The 24,712-nt window shown below is 68.5% G+C and carries 21 protein-coding genes; 14 read left to right on the top strand and 7 right to left on the bottom strand.

Annotated features, from left to right (window positions below; genetic code table 11):
* Window positions 1-91 precede the first annotated feature (91 nt).
* From ispG to VMT40_RS31130, 5 genes are all read left to right on the top strand, one after another.
* Entirely contained in the window at window positions 92-1,228 is a 1,137-nt protein-coding gene (gene ispG, locus VMT40_RS31150) for a flavodoxin-dependent (E)-4-hydroxy-3-methylbut-2-enyl-diphosphate synthase (protein WP_326362709.1), read from the top strand.
* Window positions 1,225-2,307: a polyprenyl synthetase family protein gene (locus tag VMT40_RS31145; RefSeq protein WP_326362708.1), complete on the top strand. Its 1,083-nt coding sequence runs from the start codon at window positions 1,225-1,227 to the stop codon at window positions 2,305-2,307. The genes ispG and VMT40_RS31145 overlap by 4 nt, the downstream gene beginning before the upstream one ends.
* 169 nt (window positions 2,308-2,476) lie before the next feature.
* Window positions 2,477-3,046: a hypothetical protein gene (locus VMT40_RS31140; RefSeq protein WP_326362706.1), complete on the top strand. Its 570-nt coding sequence runs from the start codon at window positions 2,477-2,479 to the stop codon at window positions 3,044-3,046.
* Window positions 3,043-4,152, top strand: coding sequence for a PrsW family glutamic-type intramembrane protease (locus tag VMT40_RS31135; protein ID WP_326362705.1), 1,110 nt, complete (start codon window positions 3,043-3,045; stop codon window positions 4,150-4,152). The genes VMT40_RS31140 and VMT40_RS31135 overlap by 4 nt, the downstream gene beginning before the upstream one ends.
* Before the next feature lie 59 nt (window positions 4,153-4,211).
* The gene (locus VMT40_RS31130) at window positions 4,212-5,096 is read left to right on the top strand and encodes a GNAT family N-acetyltransferase (protein WP_326362704.1); all 885 of its coding nucleotides are present in this window, start codon (window positions 4,212-4,214) and stop codon (window positions 5,094-5,096) included.
* A 78-nt stretch (window positions 5,097-5,174) separates the two neighbouring features.
* Here the strand turns inward: VMT40_RS31130 and VMT40_RS31125 are convergent, their stop codons facing one another.
* The gene (locus VMT40_RS31125) at window positions 5,175-6,197 is read right to left on the bottom strand and encodes an alpha/beta hydrolase (protein WP_326362703.1); all 1,023 of its coding nucleotides are present in this window, start codon (window positions 6,195-6,197) and stop codon (window positions 5,175-5,177) included.
* Between the two features lie 195 nt (window positions 6,198-6,392).
* Here VMT40_RS31125 and VMT40_RS31120 point away from each other — a divergent pair, with 195 nt between their 5' ends.
* From VMT40_RS31120 to VMT40_RS31100, 5 genes are all read left to right on the top strand, one after another.
* Window positions 6,393-6,842 (top strand): helix-turn-helix transcriptional regulator, encoded by a 450-nt coding sequence (locus VMT40_RS31120; protein ID WP_326362702.1) that lies wholly within the window; start codon window positions 6,393-6,395, stop codon window positions 6,840-6,842.
* Between the two features lie 5 nt (window positions 6,843-6,847).
* Window positions 6,848-7,261 carry a VOC family protein gene (locus tag VMT40_RS31115; RefSeq protein WP_326362701.1) on the top strand — a complete coding sequence of 138 codons (414 nt, stop codon included), beginning with the start codon at window positions 6,848-6,850 and terminating at the stop codon, window positions 7,259-7,261.
* 69 nt (window positions 7,262-7,330) lie between these two features.
* Window positions 7,331-9,715 carry an excinuclease ABC subunit UvrA gene (locus VMT40_RS31110; RefSeq protein WP_326362700.1) on the top strand — a complete coding sequence of 795 codons (2,385 nt, stop codon included), beginning with the start codon at window positions 7,331-7,333 and terminating at the stop codon, window positions 9,713-9,715.
* Between the two features lie 131 nt (window positions 9,716-9,846).
* A complete protein-coding gene (locus tag VMT40_RS31105) occupies window positions 9,847-10,119 on the top strand; it encodes a hypothetical protein (protein WP_326362699.1) in 273 nt (90 codons plus the stop codon).
* A 186-nt stretch (window positions 10,120-10,305) separates the two neighbouring features.
* Complete coding sequence (locus VMT40_RS31100; RefSeq protein ID WP_326362698.1) at window positions 10,306-11,517, top strand: serine hydrolase domain-containing protein; 1,212 nt, start codon at window positions 10,306-10,308, stop codon at window positions 11,515-11,517.
* 14 nt (window positions 11,518-11,531) lie between these two features.
* Here the strand turns inward: VMT40_RS31100 and trpS are convergent, their stop codons facing one another.
* Both trpS and VMT40_RS31090 read right to left on the bottom strand, forming a co-directional pair.
* Window positions 11,532-12,584, bottom strand: coding sequence for a tryptophan--tRNA ligase (trpS, locus tag VMT40_RS31095; protein ID WP_326362697.1), 1,053 nt, complete (start codon window positions 12,582-12,584; stop codon window positions 11,532-11,534).
* Between the two features lie 38 nt (window positions 12,585-12,622).
* Window positions 12,623-13,927, bottom strand: a complete 1,305-nt coding sequence (locus tag VMT40_RS31090) for an MFS transporter (RefSeq protein ID WP_326362696.1) — start codon at window positions 13,925-13,927, stop codon at window positions 12,623-12,625.
* A gap of 277 nt (window positions 13,928-14,204) precedes the next feature.
* Between VMT40_RS31090 and VMT40_RS31085 the strand changes: the two genes are divergently transcribed.
* Both VMT40_RS31085 and car read left to right on the top strand, forming a co-directional pair.
* Window positions 14,205-15,239 carry an alpha/beta hydrolase gene (locus tag VMT40_RS31085; RefSeq protein ID WP_326362695.1) on the top strand — a complete coding sequence of 345 codons (1,035 nt, stop codon included), beginning with the start codon at window positions 14,205-14,207 and terminating at the stop codon, window positions 15,237-15,239.
* Between the two features lie 202 nt (window positions 15,240-15,441).
* Entirely contained in the window at window positions 15,442-18,972 is a 3,531-nt protein-coding gene (gene car / locus VMT40_RS31080) for a carboxylic acid reductase (RefSeq protein ID WP_326362694.1), read from the top strand.
* Here car and VMT40_RS31075 read toward each other — a convergent pair.
* Window positions 18,969-19,676, bottom strand: a complete 708-nt coding sequence (locus tag VMT40_RS31075) for a TioE family transcriptional regulator (RefSeq protein ID WP_326362692.1) — start codon at window positions 19,674-19,676, stop codon at window positions 18,969-18,971. The genes car and VMT40_RS31075 overlap by 4 nt on opposite strands.
* A gap of 92 nt (window positions 19,677-19,768) precedes the next feature.
* Between VMT40_RS31075 and VMT40_RS31070 the strand changes: the two genes are divergently transcribed.
* Complete coding sequence (locus VMT40_RS31070; RefSeq protein ID WP_326362690.1) at window positions 19,769-20,920, top strand: erythromycin esterase family protein; 1,152 nt, start codon at window positions 19,769-19,771, stop codon at window positions 20,918-20,920.
* Between the two features lie 66 nt (window positions 20,921-20,986).
* On the opposite strand, the gene VMT40_RS31065 is transcribed toward VMT40_RS31070, so the two are convergent.
* Window positions 20,987-21,631, bottom strand: coding sequence for a TetR family transcriptional regulator (locus VMT40_RS31065; RefSeq protein WP_326362688.1), 645 nt, complete (start codon window positions 21,629-21,631; stop codon window positions 20,987-20,989).
* Window positions 21,632-21,753: 122 nt separating this feature from the next.
* Here VMT40_RS31065 and VMT40_RS31060 point away from each other — a divergent pair, with 122 nt between their 5' ends.
* Entirely contained in the window at window positions 21,754-22,893 is a 1,140-nt protein-coding gene (locus VMT40_RS31060; RefSeq protein ID WP_326362686.1) for a lipase family protein, read from the top strand.
* Between the two features lie 61 nt (window positions 22,894-22,954).
* On the opposite strand, the gene VMT40_RS31055 is transcribed toward VMT40_RS31060, so the two are convergent.
* The gene (locus tag VMT40_RS31055) at window positions 22,955-23,737 is read right to left on the bottom strand and encodes a VOC family protein (protein ID WP_326362684.1); all 783 of its coding nucleotides are present in this window, start codon (window positions 23,735-23,737) and stop codon (window positions 22,955-22,957) included.
* Between the two features lie 137 nt (window positions 23,738-23,874).
* Window positions 23,875-24,666, bottom strand: a complete 792-nt coding sequence (locus VMT40_RS31050; RefSeq protein WP_326362683.1) for an SDR family NAD(P)-dependent oxidoreductase — start codon at window positions 24,664-24,666, stop codon at window positions 23,875-23,877.
* Between the last annotated feature and the right edge of the window lie 46 nt (window positions 24,667-24,712).

Here is a 24,712-nt window from a genome sequence, read left to right as displayed (position 1 = left end):
CGGTCCTCCGGTCGTCGGGCGGCGTGGATCTTTTCGCTCTTTCTCGACCCTGTCGAAAATGCTTGCCCGTCAATGCGTTTGGGGTTCACTCATGACCACCACCCGGCTCGAGATCGAGCCACCCTCACGAATTCGCCACCGCAGCCGCCGCATTCGGATCGGCCGCGTACCCGTCGGCGGCGGCGCGCCGATCTCCGTACAGACCATGACCACCACGCCCACCCGCGATATCGACGCCACCCTGCGCCAGATCGCGGAAGTCACCGCGGCCGGATGCGATATCGTGCGCGTCGCGGTGCCCACACCCGAGGACGCCGCCGCCCTGCCCGCGCTGGTGCGCCGATCGCCGCTGCCCATCATCGCCGACATCCACTTCCAACCCCGCTACGTCTTCGCCGCCATCGACGCCGGATGCGCGGCCGTGCGCGTGAACCCCGGCAATATCAAACAATTCGACGACCGCGTCGGCGAGATCGCCAAGGCCGCCGCGGCCGCCGGGATTCCGATCCGGGTCGGGGTCAATGCGGGCTCGCTGGACCCGCGCATGCTCAGCAAACACGGGGCCGCCACCGCCGCGGCCCTGGTCGACTCGGCGTTGCACGAGGCGGCGCTGTTCGAGGAACACGGGTTCCGCGATCTGAAAATCGCGGTGAAACACCATGATCCGCGCACCATGATCGCCGCCAACCGGCTGCTGGCCCGGCGCTGCGACTATCCGATCCACCTCGGGGTCACCGAGGCCGGGCCGCTCGTGCAGGGCACGATCAAATCCGCGGTCGCCTTCGGCATCCTGCTCGACGAGGGCATCGGCGACACCATCCGCGTCTCCATCTCCGCGCCGCCGGTGGAACAGGTCAAGGCGGCCAACCACATTCTGCAATCGCTGGGCCTGCGACCCCGCCAGCTCGAGATCGTCTCCTGCCCGGGATGCGGGCGGGTGCAGGTCGACATCCACCGGCTGGCCCAGCGGGTCGAGGCCGCCTTCGAGGGCTTCCCGCATCCGCTGCGGGTCGCCGTCATGGGCTGCGTGGTGAACGGGCCCGGCGAGGCCCGCGAAGCCGATCTCGGCGTCTCCTCCGGAAAGGGCAAGGGGCAGATCTTCGTTCGGGGACAGGTGGTGCGCACCGTCGCCGAACACCAGATCGTCGAGGCGCTGCTGGAGGAGGCCGCCGCACTGGCGCGGGCGCAGACCACCGCAGAGAACACCGGATCGGAGGACACCCCATGAGTACCCCCACGATCGACGTGACACCGATGGACCGCACCGCCATACGGGTGCGAGTGGAAGCCGCCCTCTACGAATTCCTCGGCCACAAGGCCGAATCCGCCGCCGCGGCCGGACTGCCCGCCGACGTGGTCGACGCGGTGCGCTCGTTCCTGTTCGCGGGCGGCAAACGCATTCGCCCGCTGTTCTGCGTGCTCGGCTGGTACGCCGGTGGCGGCGCGGAGCTGCCCGACCCGGTGGTGCGGGTGGCCGCCGCGGTGGAGCTGTTCCACGCCGCGGTGCTCATCCACGACGACATCATCGACGACAGCGACACCCGCCGCGATCGGCCCACCGTGCACCGCGCGGTCGCCGACCGCAAACGCACCCTCCACGACCGCTGTGCCGCCGCCCGCTTCGGCACCCACGCGGCCCTGCTGATCGGTGACTTCGGGCTGGTCTGGTCCCAGGAACTGCTGCACACCGCGGGCCTGACCCCGACCCAGAACGCCGCCGCCGCACCGATTCTCGACGCCATGCGCACCGAGGTGAACTACGGCCAGTACCTGGACCTGCTCACCACCGGACGCCCCACCCGCGACCTCGACCAGGCCCTCGAGATCATCCGCTACAAGACCGCCGCCTACACCGTGCAGCGCCCGCTGCAACTCGGCGCGGCCCTGGCGGGCGCGGGCCCCGAGGTGCTCGCGGCCCTGTCCGGCTACGGCGTGCCCCTCGGCGAGGCCTTCCAACTCCAGGACGACCTGCTCGGCGTGTTCGGCGACCCCACCCGCACCGGCAAATCCACCCTCGACGACCTGCGCGAGGGCAAACACACGGTCCTGCTCGCCCTGGCCCTGCGCGACGCCGACCCCGAACACCGCGCCCAACTCGACACCCTCGTCGGCAACCCCCGCCTCGACGCCCGCGGCGCGGCGCGCTGCCGCGAAATCCTCTCCGCCACCGCCCGTCCCGAGGTCGAACGCATGATCCGCGACCGCTGGCTCCAGGTCCAGCGCACCCTGGCCCGCGCCCCCTTCCCACCCGACGCGGTCGCCGGACTGCGCAGCATCGCCGACGCCGTCATCGCCAGAACCTCGTAACCACCGGTCACACCCCGGCACCGCCACGGCGCTGCGGACCGCCTCCTCCCGGCCGGTGTGGTTAACTCGCGGCAAGCGTCAGGCGGGCGGTGCCCGGGCTCTGATTCGGGCGTCCGGAACGCCGCCGCGTCCCCGGACGTTGGGTCAGGGAGCCGAGAGGGTGGAAACCATGGTGCGCCTTGTGTATTCGGTAGGGCCCGCGATCGCGGCGGTGGGTGCGCTGAGCGTCGCCCTGATCGTGCCGCCGCTGCTGTCGGCCGCGGTGCCGACCAGGGAGACCGAGGTGGCGGCGGGCACCAGCATCACGCTGACCGCCACCGGGATCGGGGCCGTGCACGGCGGGCCGGACCCGGCCAATGCCGTGACCTTCCAGGTGCCCGAGCGAATGCGGCGGCTGGCCACCGGCGACGAATCCATCGCGGTATTGAAATCCGAGAACGGCGAGCAGCGGCTGTCGGTGTCGGTGGTGGACGGCATCACCGACTTCGCCACGGCCGCACCGCGAATGCTGCTCCCACTGCAGGCCGCCGGTGTCACCGTGCGATTCGACGGGCAAGAGGTGTACGCGGGGGACTGGCACGGCCTGACCTGCGTGCTGCCCGACACCGCGGGCGGGGTGTGCGCGGTGGCCAACAGCGGCGACGTCGCGGTCACCATCACGGTCACCGGACCCACCCGGGAAGCCGGGTTCCGCATGATCGCGGACGTGCTGAACTCGAGCAAGGCGGTGCAGGCATGAGTTGGTTCCAGCCGCGCTCGCTGCTGTTCTGGGTCTACTGCCTGGCCGTCATGATCGGGCCCCTGCTGTTCCTGCTGCAGGCCGCCGGGCAGGTGTGGTTCGCGGGCGTGCCCGCCCTGGCCGCCCTGCCCATCACCGCAGTGACGTTGCTGATCATCGGTCGAATCCTGTTCGCGCTGGACCCCTTCCGGGCCCGCCGTCACCTGGTCGCGCCGATGGTCATGGGCGCGATCTGGGGTGCCACGGTGTGGACCGGCCTGGCCATGTGGGCCAACGACCATCTCAGTCGCGCGATCACCAACGCCTTCGGCGACCGGTTCGCCATCAGCTGGAGCGCGGCCATCACCGCACCCATCGACGAGGAGTACATCAAGGCCATCGGTATCGCGGTGGTGGCGCTGCTGTTCCGGGCCCGGCTCACCCGGCCCATGCACGGGCTGCTGCTCGGCGCGTCGGTCGGCCTGGGCGCGCAGATCGCCGAGGACTGCCTCTACAGCACCCAGACCGCGCTCTCCTCCCCGCAGGATCCGGTGGTGGACGTGCTGCTGGTGGCGGTGCTGCGCCTGATCACCGCCCTCACCTCGCACTGGGCCATGTCGGCGCTCGCCGGGGTCGGCATCGTCGTGCTCTTGATCCGGACCGACCGGTCGTGGGGTTGGCGGCTCGGCGTTTTCGCGCTCTTCTACGCGCTGGCCTTCACCATGCACTTCCTCTTCGACGCACCGCGCCCGCCCGGCCCGGCCCTGCTGTCGACCTACCTGCCGATCCTCATCGATCTGCTCATCTTCGCCATCGCCTACGCCTGGGTGCTGACCACCGAGCGCCGCTGGTTCCGCGACCTCATCGCCCGCCCGCAGGCCCGCGCCGTCGGCACCGAGGCCGGGCTGGCCCCGTTGCTCACCTATCACCGCCGCCGCAAAGCCCGTGCCGCGCTGCGCCATTCGACCGGATGGACGCGCAAACAGGCGGCCCGCTACGAGCGCGGGCTGCTGGATCGAGTGGTGGATCTGGATCTGGCTCCGCCTCAGCAAACTTTCTTTCCGCAGGGATTCGGCCCCGGACCCGGTGGCGTTCCCGACGGTGCCGGTGCCCACTTCCGCTGGTAGCGCAATTTCTGCGCGCCGATGACCAGCACGGAGTTAACTGGACGCTAGCCTAGGTCGCTATGAGCGAGGATCAGACGCCACCGGATCAGCCGGTGCCCGATCGCGCCGGTGAGTTGCTACAGCGCCGCCAGCAAGCGCTGTGCAACTATCTCGACGCGAGCGCCGACATCGCCACCACCCGCATCCGCGCCAATCTGACCGGCTGGCAGCGCTGGAGCTGGATACAACGGCTGCCCCGCTCGCCGGTCACCCGCGCCACCGCCCGCCGCGACGCCCTGGTGCGCGATCTGGCCGTGCACGGTGTCGGGGCCGACGACCACCGTTGGGGTGTGCTCTCCGGCGCGTACCTGCGCAGTCTCGGCACCGCCCTGTGCTTGGAAGACACACTCGCCGAGCTCATTCCGCGCTACGCGGGCACCGACGCGTCCTGGACCCGCCGCCTGCACGCCCTCGCCCGAGCCGCCGAACAGGCCCGCCCGCTGGCCGCCGTGGGCGATCGCGCCGTGGTCGCCGACCTCACCGAGGAACTCCTCGACCTCACCCGCATCGCGCCCGACGAGGCGGCGCGCCAACGGCTTTCGGACCATCTGCCCGGCGTGCTGCGACCGGTCCCGTTCGACATCGAGGCCCTGCGCCGGTCGGACCCGCTGGTCGAGGTGGTCTTCGACATCTACGCCGACACCGTCAAACTCGACAACATCACCGTGCATCCGGAATTGCGCGGCACCGGCCTGGGCACGGCCGTGCTGCAACACCTCTGCCGCGCCGCGGACGCCCACCACCTCTACATCGTCGGCCAGCTCGTCCCGACCTTCCGCGACGATGCCTCCGCGGTGCCCATCCTGGCCCAGTGGTGTCGCCGCCACGGCTTCGCGGTCAATGAACGCCTCGGCGGCCGCATCGCCCGCAGCCCGTTCAGCATCCCGGACCGCGCCGCGCACTGAAAACGACAGCGCCGCAGCGAAAACGACAGCGCCGCACCGCCCGAAGGCAATGCGGCGCTGTCGCGTGTCAGCAGTCCGTCAGGCGGAGATCCCCATGCCCGAGGCCAGCATCGGCCACGAGTTGTGCAGGGCGGTCTCCCAGTACGGCCAGTAGTGGGTGCCGACCGGATCGAACTGGTAGGTCGCCGGGATATCGATCGAGTCCAGCTTGGCCTTGAGGTTGTGGGTGCACGAGTCCACACCACCCTCGATGATCATGCCCAGCGCCAGGTTGATGTCACCCTGCGGGCCGGGCGCGGACTTGGTGTAGTACTCCACGTCCTTCATCACCGGGATGCCGCTGCCGCTGGAGATGTAGAGCTGGGTGCCGCGCAGCTTCTCGGCATTGATGACCGGGTCATTGGCGGCCCACAGCGGGCTGTCGTCGGGGCCGTACATGTTCTGGGTGTTGCCGCCCGCCCAGGTCTCCACGGCGAACTTCAGGAACTGCTTGCCCATCGGGTCGGCGATCTGCGCGCAGCCGGAGTAGGCGGCCACCGACTTCCACAGGCCCGGCTTGGCCTCGGCCAGCTGCAGCACCGACGTGCCGGAGGTGGACAGGCCCGCCAGCGAGTTCAGACCGGTCGAGCCCAGCGCGGCGTCGAGCAGCGGCGGCAGTTCCTCGGTGAAGAACGTCGTCCACTTGTTGCGCCCGAGCTGCGGGTCGTCCTTGATCCAGTCGGTGTAGTAGGAGCCGCGGCCGCCGATCGGCTGGATCACATTGACCTGCTTGTCGGCCAGGAAGCCCAGGGCATTGGTCTGGGCGTTCCAGCTGGCCGTGCCCTCGCCGCCGTCGAGGCCATTGAGCATCCACAGGTTCGGGGCGGGCTGGGATTCGTCGACCGGACGCTGGACGTCGACCGGGATGTCCTTGCCCATGGCCGCCGAGTAGACCTTCAGATGCCAGGTGCGCCCGTCCTTCTGGATCGAGCTGATGGCCGAGGGCTTGTCCGCCGGGTCCGCCGAGCCGGAGCCCGCGGCCAGGGCCACGGACAGGGCGCCGGTGAGGGCGACGGCGGCGGTCCGCAGGGCGGTCCTGTTACGTAGTGCAGAGAGCTTCATCGATCAGTTGATTCCAGTCCTCGGGCCACGCTCGGCCACATCATCAGGTGTGTCTGTCGGTCTTCCGGACGAACCGGTCCCCCGTATGTCTTGTGTCAAGGCAAAACTGTTACCTGACAAAACGTTTGCAGGGTAGCCCGAAAACACCGGGCACGCCGTCACCGGGGTGTCGGTGCAGCGTGCGACCATCGTCGGGTGAGCAGCAAACCCGCCGAGGAACAGCGCCTCAGTGATCTGAAGCGGCTGCGGCGCGTACGCGATCGCATCGATCGGGAGTACGCTCAGCCGCTGGACGTGGAGGCGCTCGCGCGCGACGCGCACCTGTCGGCGGGGCATTTGAGCAGGCAGTTCAAGGCCGCGTACGGGGAATCGGTGTACGCCTATCTGATGACGCGGCGCATCGAGCGGGCCATGGCGCTGCTGCGAATCGGCGAGCTGAGCGTCACCGAGGTGTGTTTCGCGGTCGGCTGTTCCTCGCTGGGCACCTTCAGCACCCGATTCACCGAACTGGTCGGCATGCCGCCGAGCGCCTACAAGCAGGAGATGGCCGACGCGCCCGAGGGCATGCCGTCGTGCGTGGAGAAACAAGTCACCAGACCGATCAGGAATCGAGAAGCCCGGGCAAGCTCCGCGCAACTAGCCTGATCAGCATGGATATCACCATCAACGCGAGTTTCCTCCCGCACAATGACGCCGAGGCCGCCCTGGCCTTCTACCGCGACGCGCTCGGCTTCGAACTTCGCAAGGATGTCGGATACAACGGGCTGCGCTGGCTGACCGTCGGCCCGGCCGATCAGCCCGGGACCTCGATCGTGCTGACCCCGCCCGCCGTGGATCCCGGCATCACCGAGGACGAGCGCAAGCTCATTGTCGAAATGATGGCCAAGGGCACCTACGGCGCGATCCTGCTCGCCACCAAGGATGTCGACGCCACCTTCGAGAAGTTGCAGGGCAATGACATTGTCGAGGTCGTGCAGGAACCGACCGACCAGCCCTACGGCGTGCGCGACTTCGCGCTGCGCGACCCCGCGGGCAACCTCGTCCGCATCCAGCAGATCGCCTGATCCGGCCTCGAGCCGCCCCGACCGGACCGCCCGCACAAATCCGGACCGCCCGCACAGATGGAGACCCGCATGGCCAAGCCGAAGTCCACGCCGACCGCCCTGCCCGCCGCCGACAGCCACGACCTGATTCGCGTGGTCGGGGCGCGGGTCAACAACCTCAAGGACGTCTCGGTCGAGCTGCCCAAGCGGCGGCTCACGGTCTTCACGGGCGTGTCCGGGTCGGGCAAGAGCTCGCTGGTGTTCGACACCATCGCCGCGGAATCCCAGCGGCTGATCAACGAGACCTACAGCGCGTTCGTGCAGGGATTCATGCCGAATCTGGCGCGGCCCGAGGTCGATGTCCTCGAGGGCCTGACCACCGCGATCAGCGTGGATCAGCAGCGCATGGGCGGTGATCCACGCTCGACGGTCGGCACCGCCACCGACGCCAATGCCATGCTGCGGATTCTGTTCAGCCGCCTGGGCAAGCCGCACATCGGGTCGCCGCAGGCGTTCTCGTTCAATGTGGCCTCGATCAGCGGCGCGGGCGCGGTGACCGTGGAGAAGGGCGGCAAGCAGGTCAAGGAGCGGCGCAGCTTCAGCATTACCGGCGGTATGTGCGCGCGGTGTGAAGGGCGCGGCGCGGTCAACGACATCGATCTGGCCCAGCTCTACGACGACAGCAAGTCGCTCAACGAGGGGCCGTTCACGATTCCCGGCTACAGCATGGACGGCTGGTTCGGGCGGATCTTCATCGGCAGCGGCTTCTTCGATCCGGACAAGCCGATCAAGAAGTACAACAAGCGCGAGCTCAACGATCTGCTCTACAAGGAGCCGACCAAGATCAAGGTCGAGGGCATCAACCTGACCTACGAGGGGCTCATCCCCAAGATCCGCAAATCCATGCTGTCCAAGGACATCGACTCGATGCAGCCGCATGTGCGGGCGTTCGTCGAGCGCGCGGTGACCTTCCAGGTCTGCCCCGAATGCGGCGGGACGCGGCTCAGTGAGCTGGCGCGCTCCTCGAAGATCAAGAAGCTCAGCATCGCCGACGTGTGCGCCATGCAGATCAGCGATCTGGCCGAGTGGGTGCGCGCGCTGAAGGAGCCGTCGGTCGCGTCGCTGCTGGAATCGCTACAGGGCGTACTGGATTCGTTCGTGGAGATCGGGCTGGGGTATCTGAGCCTGGATCGGGCGTCCAGCACGCTGTCGGGCGGAGAGGCCCAGCGCGTCAAGATGATTCGGCATCTCGGCTCGGCGCTCACCGATGTGACCTACGTGTTCGACGAGCCGACCGTGGGGCTGCACCCGCACGATATCGCGCGCATGAACGATCTGCTGCTGCGGTTGCGGGACAAGGGCAATACGGTGCTGGTGGTCGAGCACAAGCCCGAGACCATCGCCATCGCCGACCACGTCGTCGATATCGGCCCCGGTGCCGGATCCGGCGGCGGCACGGTGTGTTTCGAGGGCAGCGTCGAAGGGCTGCGCAAGAGCGGCACCATCACCGGCCGCCACTTCGACGATCGCGCGGCGCTGAAAAAGTCGGTGCGGAAGTCCAACGGCGCGTTGAAGATTCGCGGTGCCTCGGCCAACAACCTGCAGAAGGTGGACGTCGATATCCCGCTCGGGGTGCTGACCGTCATCACCGGTGTCGCCGGGTCGGGCAAGAGTTCCCTTGTCCACGGGTCGATTCCGGCGGGGGAGGGCGTGATCTCCATCGACCAGGGCGCGATTCGCGGTTCGCGGCGCAGCAATCCGGCCACCTACACCGGACTGCTCGAGCCCGTGCGCAAGGCCTTCGCCAAGGCCAATGGCGTGAAACCCGCACTGTTCAGCGCGAATTCGGAGGGCGCGTGCCCGACCTGCAATGGCGCGGGCGTCATCTACACCGACCTGGCCATGATGGCCGGGGTCGCCACCGTCTGTGAGGAGTGCGAGGGCAAGCGTTTTCAGGCCGCGGTGCTCGAATACAAGCTGGGCGGACGCGATATCAGCGAGGTGCTGGCCATGCCGGTCAGCGAGGCCCTGGACTACTTCGACACCGGCGAATCGAAAATCCCTGCCGCGCACAAGATCGTGCAGCACCTCTCGGAGGTGGGACTGGGCTATCTGAGCCTCGGGCAGCCGCTGACCACCCTGTCCGGCGGTGAGCGGCAGCGGCTGAAGCTGGCCACCCACATGGGGGAGAAGGGCGGGATCTACGTCCTCGACGAGCCCACCACCGGTCTGCACCTGGCCGATGTGGAGAATCTGCTCGGATTGCTGGACCGCCTGGTGGATTCCGGCAAATCGGTCATTGTCATCGAGCATCACCAGGCCGTCATGGCGCACGCGGACTGGATCATCGATCTGGGCCCCGGGGCCGGTCACGATGGCGGCCGCATCGTCTTCGAGGGCACCCCCGCCGACCTGGTCGCGGCCCGCTCGACCCTCACCGGTGAGCACCTGGCCTCGTATGTCGGTGCCCGGTAACGGAATAGCTCGGACATATCGGGAGAAACGCCCGATAATCTGCCCGAATGGCCTATAGCTATAAGTTTGCCCGAGGCGTACTCTGAGCCGCTGAGTGTCATGACCGGTGCGGCTCAGAGAGGGGTTCGTCGATGCCTCCCACGCTCAAATTCGACTGGAACAGTTCGTTCTTCGGGCCCCTGTCCGGCCCGCCGCTGGGCACCGTGCTGGTCGGTGAGGACGGCACCATCCTGGTGACCGTGCGCCGCCAGAACTGGGCCGTGGCGTGGCTCGCCGCCGCCTTCGTCCTCATGCTCGCGGTGAGCCTCGCACTGCTGGTCGTGCACGCGAAATTCCACGAGCCCGCCCAAACCGCCCCCGCCCCGCCCTCGACCTGTCAGCCCTTCTGCTCCGCCGCGCCCTAGCTCCCCCCAAAAAGGCGTCGGCCCTTGGGGAATAGGCTCCAGCCCTCCGGAATGGCTTCGGCCTTCCGGAATGGTTGCGGCCCTCCGGGAATGGTGTTTGCCTTCCGCGAATGCTCCGACCCGACGGGAATATCGGGGGCCGTCCTCGGTTGATGTCGGTCAGCCGATGTGGACGGAGTGGTTGTGATGAGCGGTTTTTCAGCCGAGGGGTTGGCGAAGGTCAGTGAGGTCCTCGCGGGGTATGTCGAACGCGGGGAGGTAGCGGGCGCGGTGGCCCTGCTCTACCGTCACGGCGAGTTGGCCCATGCGGACGCGGTCGGCTGGCGGGACCGCGCGGCGCAACTGCCCATGCAGCGCGACACGCTGTTCCGGATCGCCTCCATGACCAAGCCCATTACCGCGGTGGCCGCCCTGACCCTGGTGGACGAGGGGCTGATCGGCCTGCACGACCCCATCGACAGGTGGTTGCCGGAGCTGGCCGATCGCAAGGTCCTGCGCGACATCGACGGGTCGCCCGACGACGTGGTGCCCGCGGAACGCCCGATCACCCTCGAGGATCTGCTCACCTACCGCCTCGGCCTGGGCTGGGGCCGCTCCAGCCTCGCACCCCAATTGTTCGCTCTCACCGCCGATCCCATCGCCAGCGCCATCGGCGTCGCGAACACCGAACAGCTCACCCCCGACGAGTGGCTGCGCAGGGTGGGCGAGCTGCCGCTCATCGCCCAGCCCGGCACCCTGTGGCGCTACCACACCGCCTCCGACATCCTCGGCATCCTGATCAGCCGTGTGACCGGCCAGCCGCTGGAAACCGCTCTCCGGGAACGGGTTCTGACCCCGCTGGGCATGACCGACACCGGATTCGTTGTCCCCGAATCGAAGCGGGACCGGCTCAGCGTCCTCTACGGCCCCGATTTCACCGAACTCGATCGGCCCGCCACCACCGGTTGGGGGCGGCAGCCGCTGTTCCCTTCCGGCGGTGCCGGATTGGTCTCCACCGCCGACGACTACGCCCGCTTCGCCCGCATGCTCCTGAACGGCGGTGAACTCGACGGCGTCCGCGTCCTGTCGGCCGAGCTGGTCGCGGCGCTCGGCACCGACTACCTCACCCCGGAGCAGCACGCCGCCCCGCCGTTCAATCCGCCCCTGGGTCAAACCATCTGGGCCGACCAGGGTTTCGGCTACGGCGTGAAGATCCAGACCGCGCCGGGCACCGGTGTGCCCAGTGTCGGCACCCTCTCCTGGCCCGGCGGCCTGGGCACGGACTGGTACGCCGATCCCGACAAGGACCTGGTGGCCCTGCTGCTCGTGCAATCGGCCAATATCATCATCGCCGCCGAATGGCGCAGCCCCCTCGGCGACGACTTCCTCACCACCGTCTACGCGGCCCTCGAGGACTAGTACACCGTGCCTATTTAGTACACCGTGCCCATCGCCGAGCGGACCTCGTCGAGAGTCCGTTCGGCGAACTCGTTGGCCCGCCGGTTGCCCTCTCGCACAATGGCACTCGCGTAGTCGGGGTCGGCGGCCAGTTCGGCGCGGCGGGCACGATGCGGTGCGAAGAAGTCGTTGACCGCGTCGGTGGCGAGTTTCTTCAAGGCCGCGCCGCCGCCGTCGCCCAGCTTGTCGGCCAGGGTGTGCTCGTCACTGCCGAGACACAGGGCGGCGGTGGTGAGCAGCGCGGAGACGCCCGGGCGGTTGTCCGGATCGAAGGTGATGTTCCGGTCGGAGTCGGTGGGGGTGCGCTTGATGAGCGCGGCGGTCTCGTCGGCGGTCATCGACAGTGAGATGGCATTGCCGTAGCTCTTGGACATCTTGCGACCGTCGAGGCCCGGGATCTCCGGGGTCGAGGTCAGCAGCGCCTGCGGTTCGGGGAAGACCCGGCCGTAGCGCTCGTTGAAGCGGCGCGCGATCACGCGGGTGAGTTCGAGGTGGGGCAGCTGGTCCTTGCCGACCGGGACCAGATTGCCCTTGCAGAACAGAATGTCGGCGGCCTGATGCACCGGATAGGTCAGCATCAGGCCGGACAGGGCGCGTTCGGAGGCGGCCAATTCGGCCTTGACTGTCGGGTTGCGGTGCAGCTCGGCCTCGGTGACCAGGCTCAGGAACGGCAGCATGAGCTGGTTGAGGGCGGGCACCGCGGAGTGGGTGAAGATGGTCGCTCTGCTCAGGTCGATGCCCGCGGCGGCGTAGTCCAGCACCGCGCTGTAGACGTTGTCGCGCACCTGCCCGAGGGTGTCGCGGTCGGTGATGACCTGGTAGTCGGCCAGGATCACCCACAGGTCCACGCCCAGGCCCTGCAGCCGCACCCGTTCGCGAATGGTGCCGAAGTAGTGGCCCAGATGCAGTCTGCCCGTGGGCCGTTCGCCGGTGAGGACCCGGAATCGCTCGGGATGCGCACTCACCTCCGCGGCCAGTTCGTCGCTGCGGTCACGGGTGGCGGAGAACGAATCCGAAGGGGAACTCACCGTACGCACGTTAACAAGCCGATGCGAGGGTGCGCAGGTCAGGGGTGCGCCGAGACCACCCGCGGCATGGGCGCGACCGACCCGGGACAGGGCGCGGGGCACAGGTGCCCGGCGAGCGCGGTGTGCGGGCTGCGATGGCGCAGCGAACCGACCATGGCGATGGCCTCCAGGACGATGACGGTGAAGCCATAGCCGTAGGTGGTCGCGGCCAGGCCGAACCGCAGCACGCACAGGCCCGCGATCACCGCGGGAACGCTGAGCGAGAGGTAGGACACGACATAGATCGCGGTCACCACCTCGGCCCGATTCTCCGCGGGCGACAGACCGGTCAGCATGCGCAGCGCACCCGAGAACGACGGCCCGAACCCGATCCCCGCGACAATGCTGGCCGCGAAGAACAGCCACACCGAATGCGTCGCCGCCCCGAGCAGCGCCACCGCGACACCGGTCATGAGCAGGATCGGACCGCGCAGCAGCGCTTGATCGATGGTCCAATCGCGGGCCAGTAGCGCGGTCACCGCCGAGGTGCCCTGCAGGGCGACCACCACCAGCCCACCCGCCAGCGGCGTGGACACGTGGAACTGCCCCTTCATCAGCGCACCGCCTAGCGCGAGATACAGCCCGCCCAGCGCCCAGGTCGCCGCGATCGACGGGACCAGCGTAAAGAACGCCGCCCGGACCGGTTGCGGCACCGACACTTTGGGTTTGAGCGACGCCAACCCCTGCCCGTCCGGCCGCACCGTCTCCGGAATCACCAGCACGCCAATCACAATGATCGTGAACGCCGCCGCCAGCAGCCAATACACCAGCCGCGTCGGCGCGGGCGCGTAGGCCACCAGCAGCCCGGAACTGATGGCACCCACCGCGAGCCCGCCACCGGCGGCCACATTCGTCATCAGCGCGCCCAGCCGCGATTCGGCGGGCTGCAGGTCGATGAGGGTCGCGGTGATCGCGCCGGTGGCCAGCCCGGTGGCAATGCCCTGCACGATGCGCGCGGTGAAAAGCCAAGCCACCGACCGGGCTTCGGCAAAGGCCAGCGTGCCCGCCAACTCGACCAGTACGGCGGCCACCAGCACCGGCCGCCGCCCGATGTGATCGGACAGCGAGCCCGCGAACAACAGCGTGACCAGCAGCGCAATCGCATTCGCCGCGTACACCGCGGTCGAGACCAGCGACGAATAGTGCCACATCTGCTGGTACACCGGATACATCGGCGAGGGGGCCGCGGACGCGAACAGCAGCAGCCCCAGCGCGACGGCCAGCAGCCAGAACGCCGAGGTGTTCGACATCCGGTAGCGCGCTGAGGATTCGACGCGCAGCGCGTCGTCGGGGAGGTTCTGCATGATTCCTCGGAGATTCATCGGACGTGTGCGGTACGAGTGTGACGCAAAGTGCCACCCCGCGCGCGGCGCTTCGCTGGCGGCGTACACCCGCCTCGACCGCGCGATTCCCGCCGACCGGGCCGTCCCGACGGCGCATACTGTCCACGAAACCTTCGGCGGCGCAGTGGGTGTCAGCGGCACCCCGCGCGGCGCGACCCGCGATGCTCGCCGCCACCGGCGAAGTCCTGGTGTGACACCGCTGTCCCAGGCGAATCCCTTGCGGAACAAGGAGACACCCATGCCCGCCCACTCGATCCGGATCCGTCCGACCACCGTCGCCGTCGGCGAGGAGAGCGACCCGAGCCGCTTCTACGTCCCCGCCGACCCCGCGAATCTGCTGCACGCCGACCCGACCCGGCGCGACACGGTGAAATTCGCCAGCGGCACGGCGACGCTGGCCGGTCACCTGTACCGCCCGCCGGGTGTGGCCGCCGAGGTTCGCACGCCCGGTGTGGTCATGTGCGGGCCCATCAGCAGCGTGAAGGAGCAGACCCTCCCGCATTACGCGGAGCGCCTGAGCGACGCGGGCTACACCGTGCTGACCTTCGATCCGCGCAATTTCGGTGAGAGCGAGGGCGAGCCGCGCTTCCGCTACGACCCCAACCAGGTGATCGCCGATTACGCCGCCGCCATCAGCCATCTGCTGACCCGCCCCGACATCGATCCCGAACGTGTTGCGGCCGTGGGCGTCTGCATGGGTGGCGGGTACGCGGTGTCGGTGGGCGCGCGCGACAAACGCCTGAAGGCCGTGGTCAGCATTGCCGGTGGCTACAACATCGGCGGCACCTTCCAGCAGTTCTTCGGCGTCGACGGGTTCGCCGCCTACTATCGCCAGGTCAACGATCTGGTCCAGCGCCAGTACGAGACCGGTGAGATCGCCTACATTCCCACCATCGCCGAGGCGCTGTCGGAGGAGCATCCGGTGGTGGCCATGCCGAATCCGGAGGCGTTCAGCTATTACGACCGCACCTCCAAGGCCGACGCGCCGACCTGGTCGCGCACCCTGACCGCCGACTCGCTCGAGCCGTACTTCCTCTACAACTCCGTGGTCCACGCCCCGCTGGTGGCCCCGACCCCGCTCCAAATCATCCACGGCACCACCGATTCCGCGCTGCTGCCGGAATTCGCGCAGCAGGTCTACGACGCCGCCTCCGGCGACAAGGAGTTGATCTGGCTCGAGACCCACAATCACATCGAGCTCTACGACCAGGACCCGTATGTGAGCGAGGCCGCCGCCCACGCCATTCGCTGGCTGGACCGGCACCTGCGCTAGGTCCGACCGTTGTCGCCGGTCCGGCCACCGGTGGCACCGATCGCGGTCGCGGCGCATCCTGGCAGGGATGCGCCGCGAGGTTCTTGACTTTCCCTCGCCATCCGCGCATCGTGGAATAGTTAGCAAAGCTAATCGATGGTGAAATCCGGTCGCCCGAAACCGTTTCGCGGTGCACGAGGGCGAGGATCCAGGGAGGCAGTCGATGGTCGAAGACACCGTGCGCGAGGAAGTGGCCCAGCGTTTCGAGGACCCGCTCGGTCAGGCGGAGATCGCGAAGCGCTTCGAGGAACTGATGGCCGACGAGCAGATCCGCGCGGCCATGCCGCTGCCGGAGGTGAGCGAGGCGGCCCGACAGCCGGGGCTGGGGCTGGCGCGCGCGGTGGCGGTCCTCATGGAGGGCTATGCCGGGCGTCCGGCCATCGGGGAGCGCGCGGCCGAGATCGTGGTCGGCCCCGACGGTCGGCGCACCCGCCGCCTGCTGCCCGAATACCGGACCGTGAGCTATGGCGAACTGTGGTCGCGCGCCGGGGCCATTGCCGCGAGCTGGCAGCACGACGAGCGGAATCCCCTGCGCGCCGGGGATTTTCTCTCCATCCTCGGCTTTGCCAGCGGTGATTTCACCGCCCTGGAACTCGCCGCGATCCGCCAGGGCCTGGTGACCGTGCCCCTGCAGTCGAGTGGGTCTGCGGCGCAGTGGCTTTCGATCATTACCGAGACCGGATCCCGGACCCTGGCGGTGAGTCTGGAACTGCTCGCACCCGCGGTCGAATGCGTGCTGAGCGGCACACCGGTCACCTCGATCGTGGTCTTCGATTATGAACCAGAGGACGACGGACAGGCCGAGACCTTCGCCGCCGCACAGCGCCGCCTCGAGGAATCCTGCCGCGGGATCACCCTGGAAACACTGGCGGCCGTCACCGAGCGGGGAGCCACGCTGCCCGAAGCGCCGCTGCACGTCCCCGCCGACGAGGATGAACTCGCCGTGCTCATCTACACCTCCGGCAGCACCGGCACGCCGAAGGGCGCGATGTACCCGCACCGTCTGGTCACCGTAATGTGGCTGGGCCCCACCGTGATTCCGGCCCCGGTCATCAACTTCTGCTACATGCCGCTGAGCCACGTGGCCGGACGCATGATCCTGACCGGCACCTTCGCCCGCGGCGGCACCGCTTATTTCGCCGCCTCCAGCGATATGAGCACCCTGTTCGAGGACATCGCCCTCACCCGCCCGACCGAGGCGTTCTTCGTGCCACGCGTGTGCGACATGGTGTTCCAGCGCTATCAGGCCGAGGTACAGCGCCGCGTCGCGGCCGGTGAATCCGCCGAGGCGGCCGATCGCGCGGTGAAAACCACGCTGCGGGAAGACTTCCTGGGCGGTCGCATCGTGCGCCTCATGGTCGGCAGCGCGCCCATCTCCGCGGAGATGCGGGAGTTCATGGGCTCGGTCATGGGGCAGCCCATTATCGACGGCTACGGCTCCACCGAGGCGGGCGGCGGCCTGCTCATCGACAATGAGGTCCGCCGCCCACCGGTGCTCGAGTACAAGCTGGTCGATGTGCCCGAACTCGGCTACTTCTCCACCGACAAGCCGTATCCGCGTGGCGAATTCGTGGTGAAGTCCACGCAGCAGATCCCCGGCTATTTCCAGCGGCCCGAGTTGAACGCCGAGATCTTCGACGAGGACGGCTTCTACCGCACCGGCGATATCGTCGCCGAGATCCGGCCCGACCACCTGGTGTACGTGGACCGGCGCAACAACGTGCTCAAGCTGTCGCAGGGCGAGTTCGTGACCGTGGCCAAGCTCGAGGCCGTGTACGCCACCAGTCCGCTCATCGCGCAGATCTTCGTGCACGGGTCCAGCGAGCGCTCGCATCTGCTGGCCGTGATCGTGCCCACCGCGGACGCGCTGGCACTGGATCCCGACGAGCGGACCGCGGCCATCACCGAATCCATGCAGCGCATCGCCAAGGAGGCCGAGCTGGAATCCTATGAGATTCCGCGCGCCTTCCTGCTCGAGACCGAGCCCTTCACCCAGGACAACGGTCTGCTCTCCGGAATCGGAAAACTCCTGCGGCCCAAGCTGAAAGAGCGTTACGGGCAACAGCTCGACCAGCTGTACGCCGAGCTGGCCCGACAGCAGGAGGACGAGCTCGCGGCCCTGCGGCGCGGGGCCGCCGACCGGCCGGTGCTCGAGACGGTGTGCGCGGCCGCCCGCGCCATCCTCGGCGGCGGCGACCCGCAGCCCGACGCCCACTTCACCGATCTGGGCGGGGATTCGCTGTCGGCGCTGTCGTATTCGACGCTGCTGCGGGAGATCTTCGATATCGAGGTCCCGGTCGGGGTCATTGTCGGCCCGGCCACCAACCTGGCCGGGCTCGCGGCCTACATCGACGGCGAGCGAAACTCGGGCGGCGGGCAACCCACCGCGGCAACCGTCCACGGCGGCACCGAGATTCGCGCGGACGAGCTCACCCTGGACAAGTTCATCGACGCCGAGACCCTGCGGCTCGCGCCCACCCTGCCGCACGCCCAGCACCCGCCGCGCACCGTGCTGCTGACCGGTGCAAACGGCTATCTCGGCCGCTTCCTGTGCCTGGAATGGCTGCGGCGCCTGGACGAAACCGACGGCACCCTGGTCTGCGTGATTCGCGGCCGCGACGCCCAGGAGGCGCGGCGGCGACTGGACGAGGTGTTCGACAGCGGCGATCCGGACCTGCCGCGCCACTACCGTGAGCTGGCCGACCGCCGGTTGCGGGTGGTGCCCGGGGATATCAGCCAGCCGAATTTCGGTCTGAGGCAAGAGGATTGGCGGGAGCTCGCCGACACCGTCGATCTCATCGTGCATCCGGCGGCGCTGGTCAACCATGTGCTGCCCTACAACCAGCTGTTCGGCCCCAATGTGGTCGGCACCGCCGAGGTGATCCGCCTGGCCCTCACCTCGACGCTCAAGCCGGTGACCTACCTGTCCACGGTGGCGGTGGCCGCCCAGATCGATCCGGCCGTCTTCACCGAGGACGGCGACATTCGCGAGATCAGCGCCGTGCGTGGGCTCGACGACGGGTACGCCAACGGTTACGGCAACAGCAAGTGGGCCGGTGAGGTGCTGCTGCGCGAGGCCCACGATCTGTGCGGGCTGCCCGTCGCGGTCTTCCGCTCCGACATGATCCTGGCGCACAGCGATTTCGCCGGTCAGCTCAATCTGCCCGACATGTTCACCCGGCTGCTGCTCAGCGTGCTCGCCACCGGTCTGGCGCCGAAGTCGTTCTACGCCTTGGATTCCCACGGCAACCGCCGCCGCGCCCACTACGACGGCCTGCCCGCGGACTTCACCGCCGCCGCCATCACCACCCTGGGCGCGCGGGTGCGCGAGGGCTACGAAACCTACGACGTCCTCAACCCCCACGACGACGGCATCTCCCTCGACGAATTCGTGGACTGGCTCATCGAATCCGGGCACGCCATCGACCGCATCGACGACTACGGCGACTGGTTCACCCGCTTCGAGACCGCCCTGCGCACGCTGCCCGAGCATCAGCGCGCCGTCTCGGTCCAGCCGCTCCTGCACGCCTACCGGCATCCGGGGCCGCCGATTGCCGGGTCGGTGCTGCCCGCCAAGCGGTTCCAGTCCGCGGTCCAGGCGGCCGGGCTCGGACCCAACGGCGACATTCCGCATCTGACAAAGGAACTCATCGACAAGTATGTCGCGGACCTGAAGGTGCGCGGTCTGCTCTAGCCCTCACGCAGCCGCAGATAGTGGCTCAGCCGACCGGCCGCGTCGAGCCTCGCCAGGCTCTGCGCGGTCAACCGGTCGCGCCAGTCCGCCAGCGCGGCGGCCAGCGACTCGGTGCCGCCCGCCGCCCGAATCTGGTGCACCACCAGGGCAATCCGATCGAGGGGATAGCCGCCGCGTCGGAGCAGGTGGGCGAGTTCGGCGTCGCGCCGGTCGTTCGCGTCGTAGCGACGGTAGCCGGTGCCGGATTCCCTGGGCGGGACCAGGATTCCGGCCCGCTCCCACTTGCGCAGGGTCGCGGCGGTGACTCGAAGGTGATGCGCGAGTTCGCCGATGGTCCAGGAATCGGTTCCCGAGATGGGCTCGGGAGCGTTTTCCTCGGTCAGATGTCGCACCGCTTTGCGGACCGCGTCGAGGGTGTCGCGGTCGCGCAGTGACTGTTCGTGGCCGTGGTCGATGATCAGCAGCGCGGTCTCGAGCTCACCCTCGTGAATCGCGGTCATGATCCGCCCGGCGGCCGCGTGTCCGTGGGCCCGCACCAGCGCGAGATAGGCATCGAGGGCGGCGGCATGGACCTCGGTGTAGATCCGGTAGCCCGCGGCCGTGCGCCGCGCGGGCGGCAGGAAGCCGTCCTGCTCGTAGTTCCGCACGGCCTGGGTCGAGATGCCGTGTTCGCGGGCCAGGTCGGCCGGGCGCAGGGTGTCCATTGGTTTGAGACTTTACAGCGGAATTGCGCCAGTTAGAGCAGGTCATTCGAGGGCAAGTATCAACTGTCGTTTCAACGATACGATTCACCTACATGACTCAGGAAATCCAAGACTTCATCCCTGCCTCCTGTGACCTGTTGGGGCTGGGGGAACCGACTCACCAGGAACCGGCCTTCGCGCTGATCCGCAACGAACTCTTCCCGCATTTGGTCGAGCGCGGCTTTCGATCGATCGCCCTCGAGATCGATCGCGTGGCCGCCCTCGACGTGAACGACTATGTCCAAGGCGGACCCGGAACCCTGGAAGAGGTAGTCCGCGAGGGCTTCTCACACGAGTGGGGCGAACGCGAACCCAACCGGCAGCTCGTCGCCTGGATCCGCGACCACAATCGCGCCCACCCGCGGGACCGGGTGACCTTCCACGGCTTCGACGCACCCACCGAGAACTACAGCGCCCCCAGCCCGCGCACCTACCTCGAATACGCCCGCGACTACCTGAAACTCGACCACGATATCGCGGCGCTCGCCGGTGACGACCACCGTTGGAGCCGTCAGGAAGCGGTCCTGGACCCCGCCATGTCCCCGGGCGCGACCCCCGAGGCCAAGCAGCTTCGCGACCTCGGCGAGGACATGCTCTTCACCCTCTACCGCCGCGCCGCCGACCTCATCGCCACCACCTCCCGCGCCGAATGGTTCAGCGCCGAAACACATCTCACCGCCGCACTGGGCCTGCTGCGCTACCACGCGCAATGCGCCGAACCCCTCCCGCCGCACGAGCGCCTGACCCCGCTCATCGCCACCCGCGACACCCTGATGGCCCACAACCTGCTCGCCATCCGCCGCCTCGAAGCCCGCCGCGGCCCCACCCTGGTCTGCGCCCACAACCTCCACCTCCAGCGCGGCACCACCACCATGCCCCTGCCCGACCAGACCTACACCTGGTCCAACGCCGCCTCGATCATCGACGCCCTGGATGTCCTCGACTACACCTTCATCACCGGAAGCCTCGGCCGCAGTGGGGCTTTCGACCTCGGCACCCCCGATCCAGACAGCTACGAGGGCCTGCTGGACACCCGCACCGACACCTGGAGCCTGACCCCTGCCGCGGAGATCACCGGCGCTCACCCGCGCACAGACCCCATCCCGCACGGCCATTTCCCCCTCACCGCCGACCTGCTGGACCGCGCCGACGCGATCCTGCATGTTCGAGAAGGCGCGGCTCCGATCCGATCCGCCGATCGCTGAGTTTCCGCACTCCGCAATGGATTCCGTCCAGCCGCATGCCGGAATGACGGGGGAGAGGATCCGAGGTCAGGGATTGGGGTCGCTTCCCGCCGCCGGAAGTTCGAGGCCGTGCTGGAGGGCGGCGACCGTCGTGTCGAGGATCTCGTACAGGCCGCGGACCGTCGGATCCGGTTGCGCTACCCAGTGATCCAACCCAACGCCGAACGCCGAGAAGCAGGTGGTGGCGGCGAGGACGGCGCGCAGGTCGTCCTCGGGGATACCGGCGCGGCGGGCGAAGTTGCGGGCCAGGGCATCGCGTCGGCCGAAGGTGCCGGTGAAATTCTCCCGGCGCAGTTGGGGATTGGTGATCAGGACCAAGCGGGCGCGGCGGGCGGTGTCGACCTGGCGGCGGCGCAGGTCCGTCTCCGCCTCGTCGAGGAGGAAGTCGCGCAGCGCGGCGCGGAGGGCGACGAAGACCGCCTCTCGGGGCGGACGGCGGTCCAGGGCGGCGAGCAGGTAGGCCATGACGTCCTCCTCGTGCGCGAACACCACGGCCGTCTTGGAGGGGAAATGGCGATGGAAGGTGCGCCGCGACACGTGGGCGGCGTCGGCGATCTCCTGCACGGTGGTCTGCTCGAAGCCGCGCCGGTCGAAGAGCATCAGGGCCGCGTCGATCAATTCGCGCCGCACCCTGGCCTTTTCCCGTTCCCGCAGCCCGGTCGGTGCCGTCATGCCGTCCTCTCGTCGCCCGTGTCGCCCACCCCTGGTGTCTCACTGTGACACTTCTCAGGATAGTCTGGGCGAAGTGTCTCACTGTGACACCAAAGCGAGACGAGTACGAGAGGACTCTCCCGATGACCCGACGCAGCGTGATCTCCCTGGTTTCCGCGGCCCTGCTGGCCACCGGCCCGCTGGCCGGTACCGCCCTGGCCGACCCGCCCGCAAACACCGAAAGCGCGGACCCGGGCACCGTCATCGGGAACGAGGCGCTGCCGCAGTCGATGTGGATCGACGGTGCCGGTTCGGCCCGCAAGCTCACCTACTGGACCCGGGATTCCTCCGATCGGCCCGCCCTGTCCACCGGTGTCGTCTTCACCCCGGCGGGCACCCCGCCGCCGGGCGGTTGGCCGGTGTTGTCGTGGGAGCACGGCACGGTCGGCGTCGGCGATGATTGCGCCCCCTCGGTCGCGGGCCGCTCGGACCGCGATATGGGCTTCCTCGCCACCTGGATGAAGCAGGGCTACGCCATCGTCGCGACCGACTACATCGGTCTCGGCACCCCGGGCATCCACGCCTACCTCGACGGTCGCGCCGAGGCGCACGCCGCCATCGACATGGTCCGCGCCGCGCACGCCGTGGACGACGCCTTGGCCTCGAAGTGGGTGGCCATCGGCCAGTCCCAGGGCGGCGGCGCGGCGGTGTTCACCGCCTCGCTCGCGACTCGCTATGCGCCCGAACTGGATTACCGCGGCGCGGTCGCCACCGGCCCGGCCTCCAATATCGTCGACGCCGCGACGCTGATCGGCCCGAACACCCCGGCGATCCCGTCCTCGCACATCACCGCCTACGCGACGTATGTGTTCAACGGTCTGAAGGCCGCCCGCCCGGATTTCGACCTGGACTCCTACCTGACCCCGCTGGGCAAGCAGGCCGTGGCCGACGCGCAGACCCTGTGCTTCCAGCCGCTCGCGGATCGGTTGAACGGAATCTCGTTGAACCAGTTGGTGTCTCGCCCGCTGTCCGAGGGCGATTTCGTGTCGGTCGCGCGCACGGTCATGGATGTCCCGCTGACCGGCTACGACCGCCCGCTGTTCCTCGGCCAGGGCACCAATGACACCGACGTCCCGGCCCCGCTGACCGCCAAGCTGGTGGCCGATATGACCGCTGCCGGAACGCATCCCGAGGTGCACGTGTATCCGGGCAAGGACCACAGCGGTGCCATGCTGGCGTCGCTGGCCGACAGCGTGCCCTTCGTGGCTCGACTATTCGCCTGATCCGAATCGAACGAAAGGCCGAGTGGCGCAGTGCCACTCGGCCTTTCCGTAGGTGTTTTAGTCAGCCAATGGTGACGGTGGTGTCGATGAGCCCGAACACCTCACCCTGCGGTCCGGCCACGATGCCCATCCGGCCGAAGGGGCTGTCGTCCGGACCCATCAGCACGGTCGCGCCGAGCTGCTTGGCCTTCTCCAGAGATGCGTCGGTGCCCGCGACCTGGAACCAGGTCAGCCAGTAGTTGGGCATGTCGCCCGGCTGCCCGGTGGTGTCGGCCATGCCGCCCATGGGCCGCCCGTGCGCGTCGGCGAAGGTGGAGTACGGCATCTGCTCGTTGCCGATCTCGTCGAACTTCCACCCGAACACCTGCCCGTAGAAATCCTGCGACGACGCGTAGGCGTTGGTGTGCAGGTCGTTCCAGCAGTAGGCCCCCGGCTCGTTGAAAATCCCGGCCCCGGTGTGCGCCTTGGCCTCCCACACCCCGAACACCGCCCCGGCCGGATCGGCCGCGATGAACATGCGGCCCACATCCATCACGTCGAACGGCGGCATGAACACCGCGCCGCCCGCCGCCTGCACCGAGCCCGCGACGGCATCGGCACTGTCGGCGGCGAAGTAGGTGGTCCACACCGAGGGCATGGCCGCCTCACCCATTTTGGGCCCGATGCCCGCGGCGGGTTTGCCGTCGAGCATGGCCATCAGATATCCGCCCGCCTCCGGCGGACTGTCGAGCACCTCCCAGCCCAGCAGCTGGGAGTAGAAGTCCCGCGCGGCGGCGGGATCGTCGACGGAGCAGTCGACCCAACACGGAGTTCCTTGCGGCCAAGCTTTGTCGGTTGTGGGCATGGGGATCCTCCCGTAAACGGTCGGTCGTGGGCCTGTCGGAGGGCAGGCACCCGGTCAGCTAACCACGCTTCCCGGCAATCCGGACTCGGAATACCGGCCCGCCGTGAATTGATGCTGAACGTTTCCCGAAGCCTGAATCAGGCGCGGTGGGGATACGCGCCGCCGTCGACGACGATGCGCTGGCCGGTGAGATAACCGGCGGCGGGGGAGACCAGGAAGGCCACCACCTCGGCGACCTCCTCGGGGCGGCAGACGTGGCCGAAGGGCGAGGTGTCGTCCAGGTCCGCGGCCTGTCGGAGGGTGCCGCCGCTGAGGGCGACGGTGAGACGGTCGCCCATGTCGGAGGCGACCAGTCCGGGCGCGACGATATTGACGTGGATGCCGTGGGGCGATTCCTCTTTCGCGAGGGTGTGGGCCAGGGCCTCTAGGGCGGCCTTGGCCATGTTGTAGGGCGCGCCGTTCGCGTTCAGCGCATGCGCGGCAACACTGCTGATCATGATGATGTCGCCGCGCGGGCAGGTGCGCATCTCCGGCAGGACCAGGCCGGTCAGGTAGTGCGGGCCGATGGCCTGAATGCGCAGCAGGCGTTCGACTTCCGCGGAGTCGGTGTCGGCGACCGCGCGCCCGCGACTGGCAATGCCGCCATTGTGGACGAGAATGCTGATCGGGCCGAGCTCGCCGTGCACGCGCTCGACCATGGCCGCCACGGCCGTCGAATCGTCGACCGGCGCGTGCACGGCCAGCGCGGTCGCTCCGGTCGAATGCAGTTCCGCCACAGTCTCTTTCGCCGGTTCCTCGTGTCGCGCCCAGTTCACCGCGACCGCGGCGCCGCGGGCGGCCAGCGCCCGACTGATGGCCCGCCCGATGCCGCGCCCGCCGCCCGTCACCAGTGCGACGCGTCCCGCCAGATCCCCTGCTGCTGCACTCATCCGGTCAACATATGACACCCGACACGATTGCGATCGACAGTGGCGG

Origin of the sequence: Nocardia sp. CDC160 (assembly GCF_035818795.1) — a bacterium.
Classification (GTDB): Bacteria; Actinomycetota; Actinomycetes; order Mycobacteriales; family Mycobacteriaceae; genus Nocardia.
The sequence above is the reverse complement of the archived record's forward strand: the minus strand, read 5'-3'. Positions and strand labels throughout refer to the sequence as shown.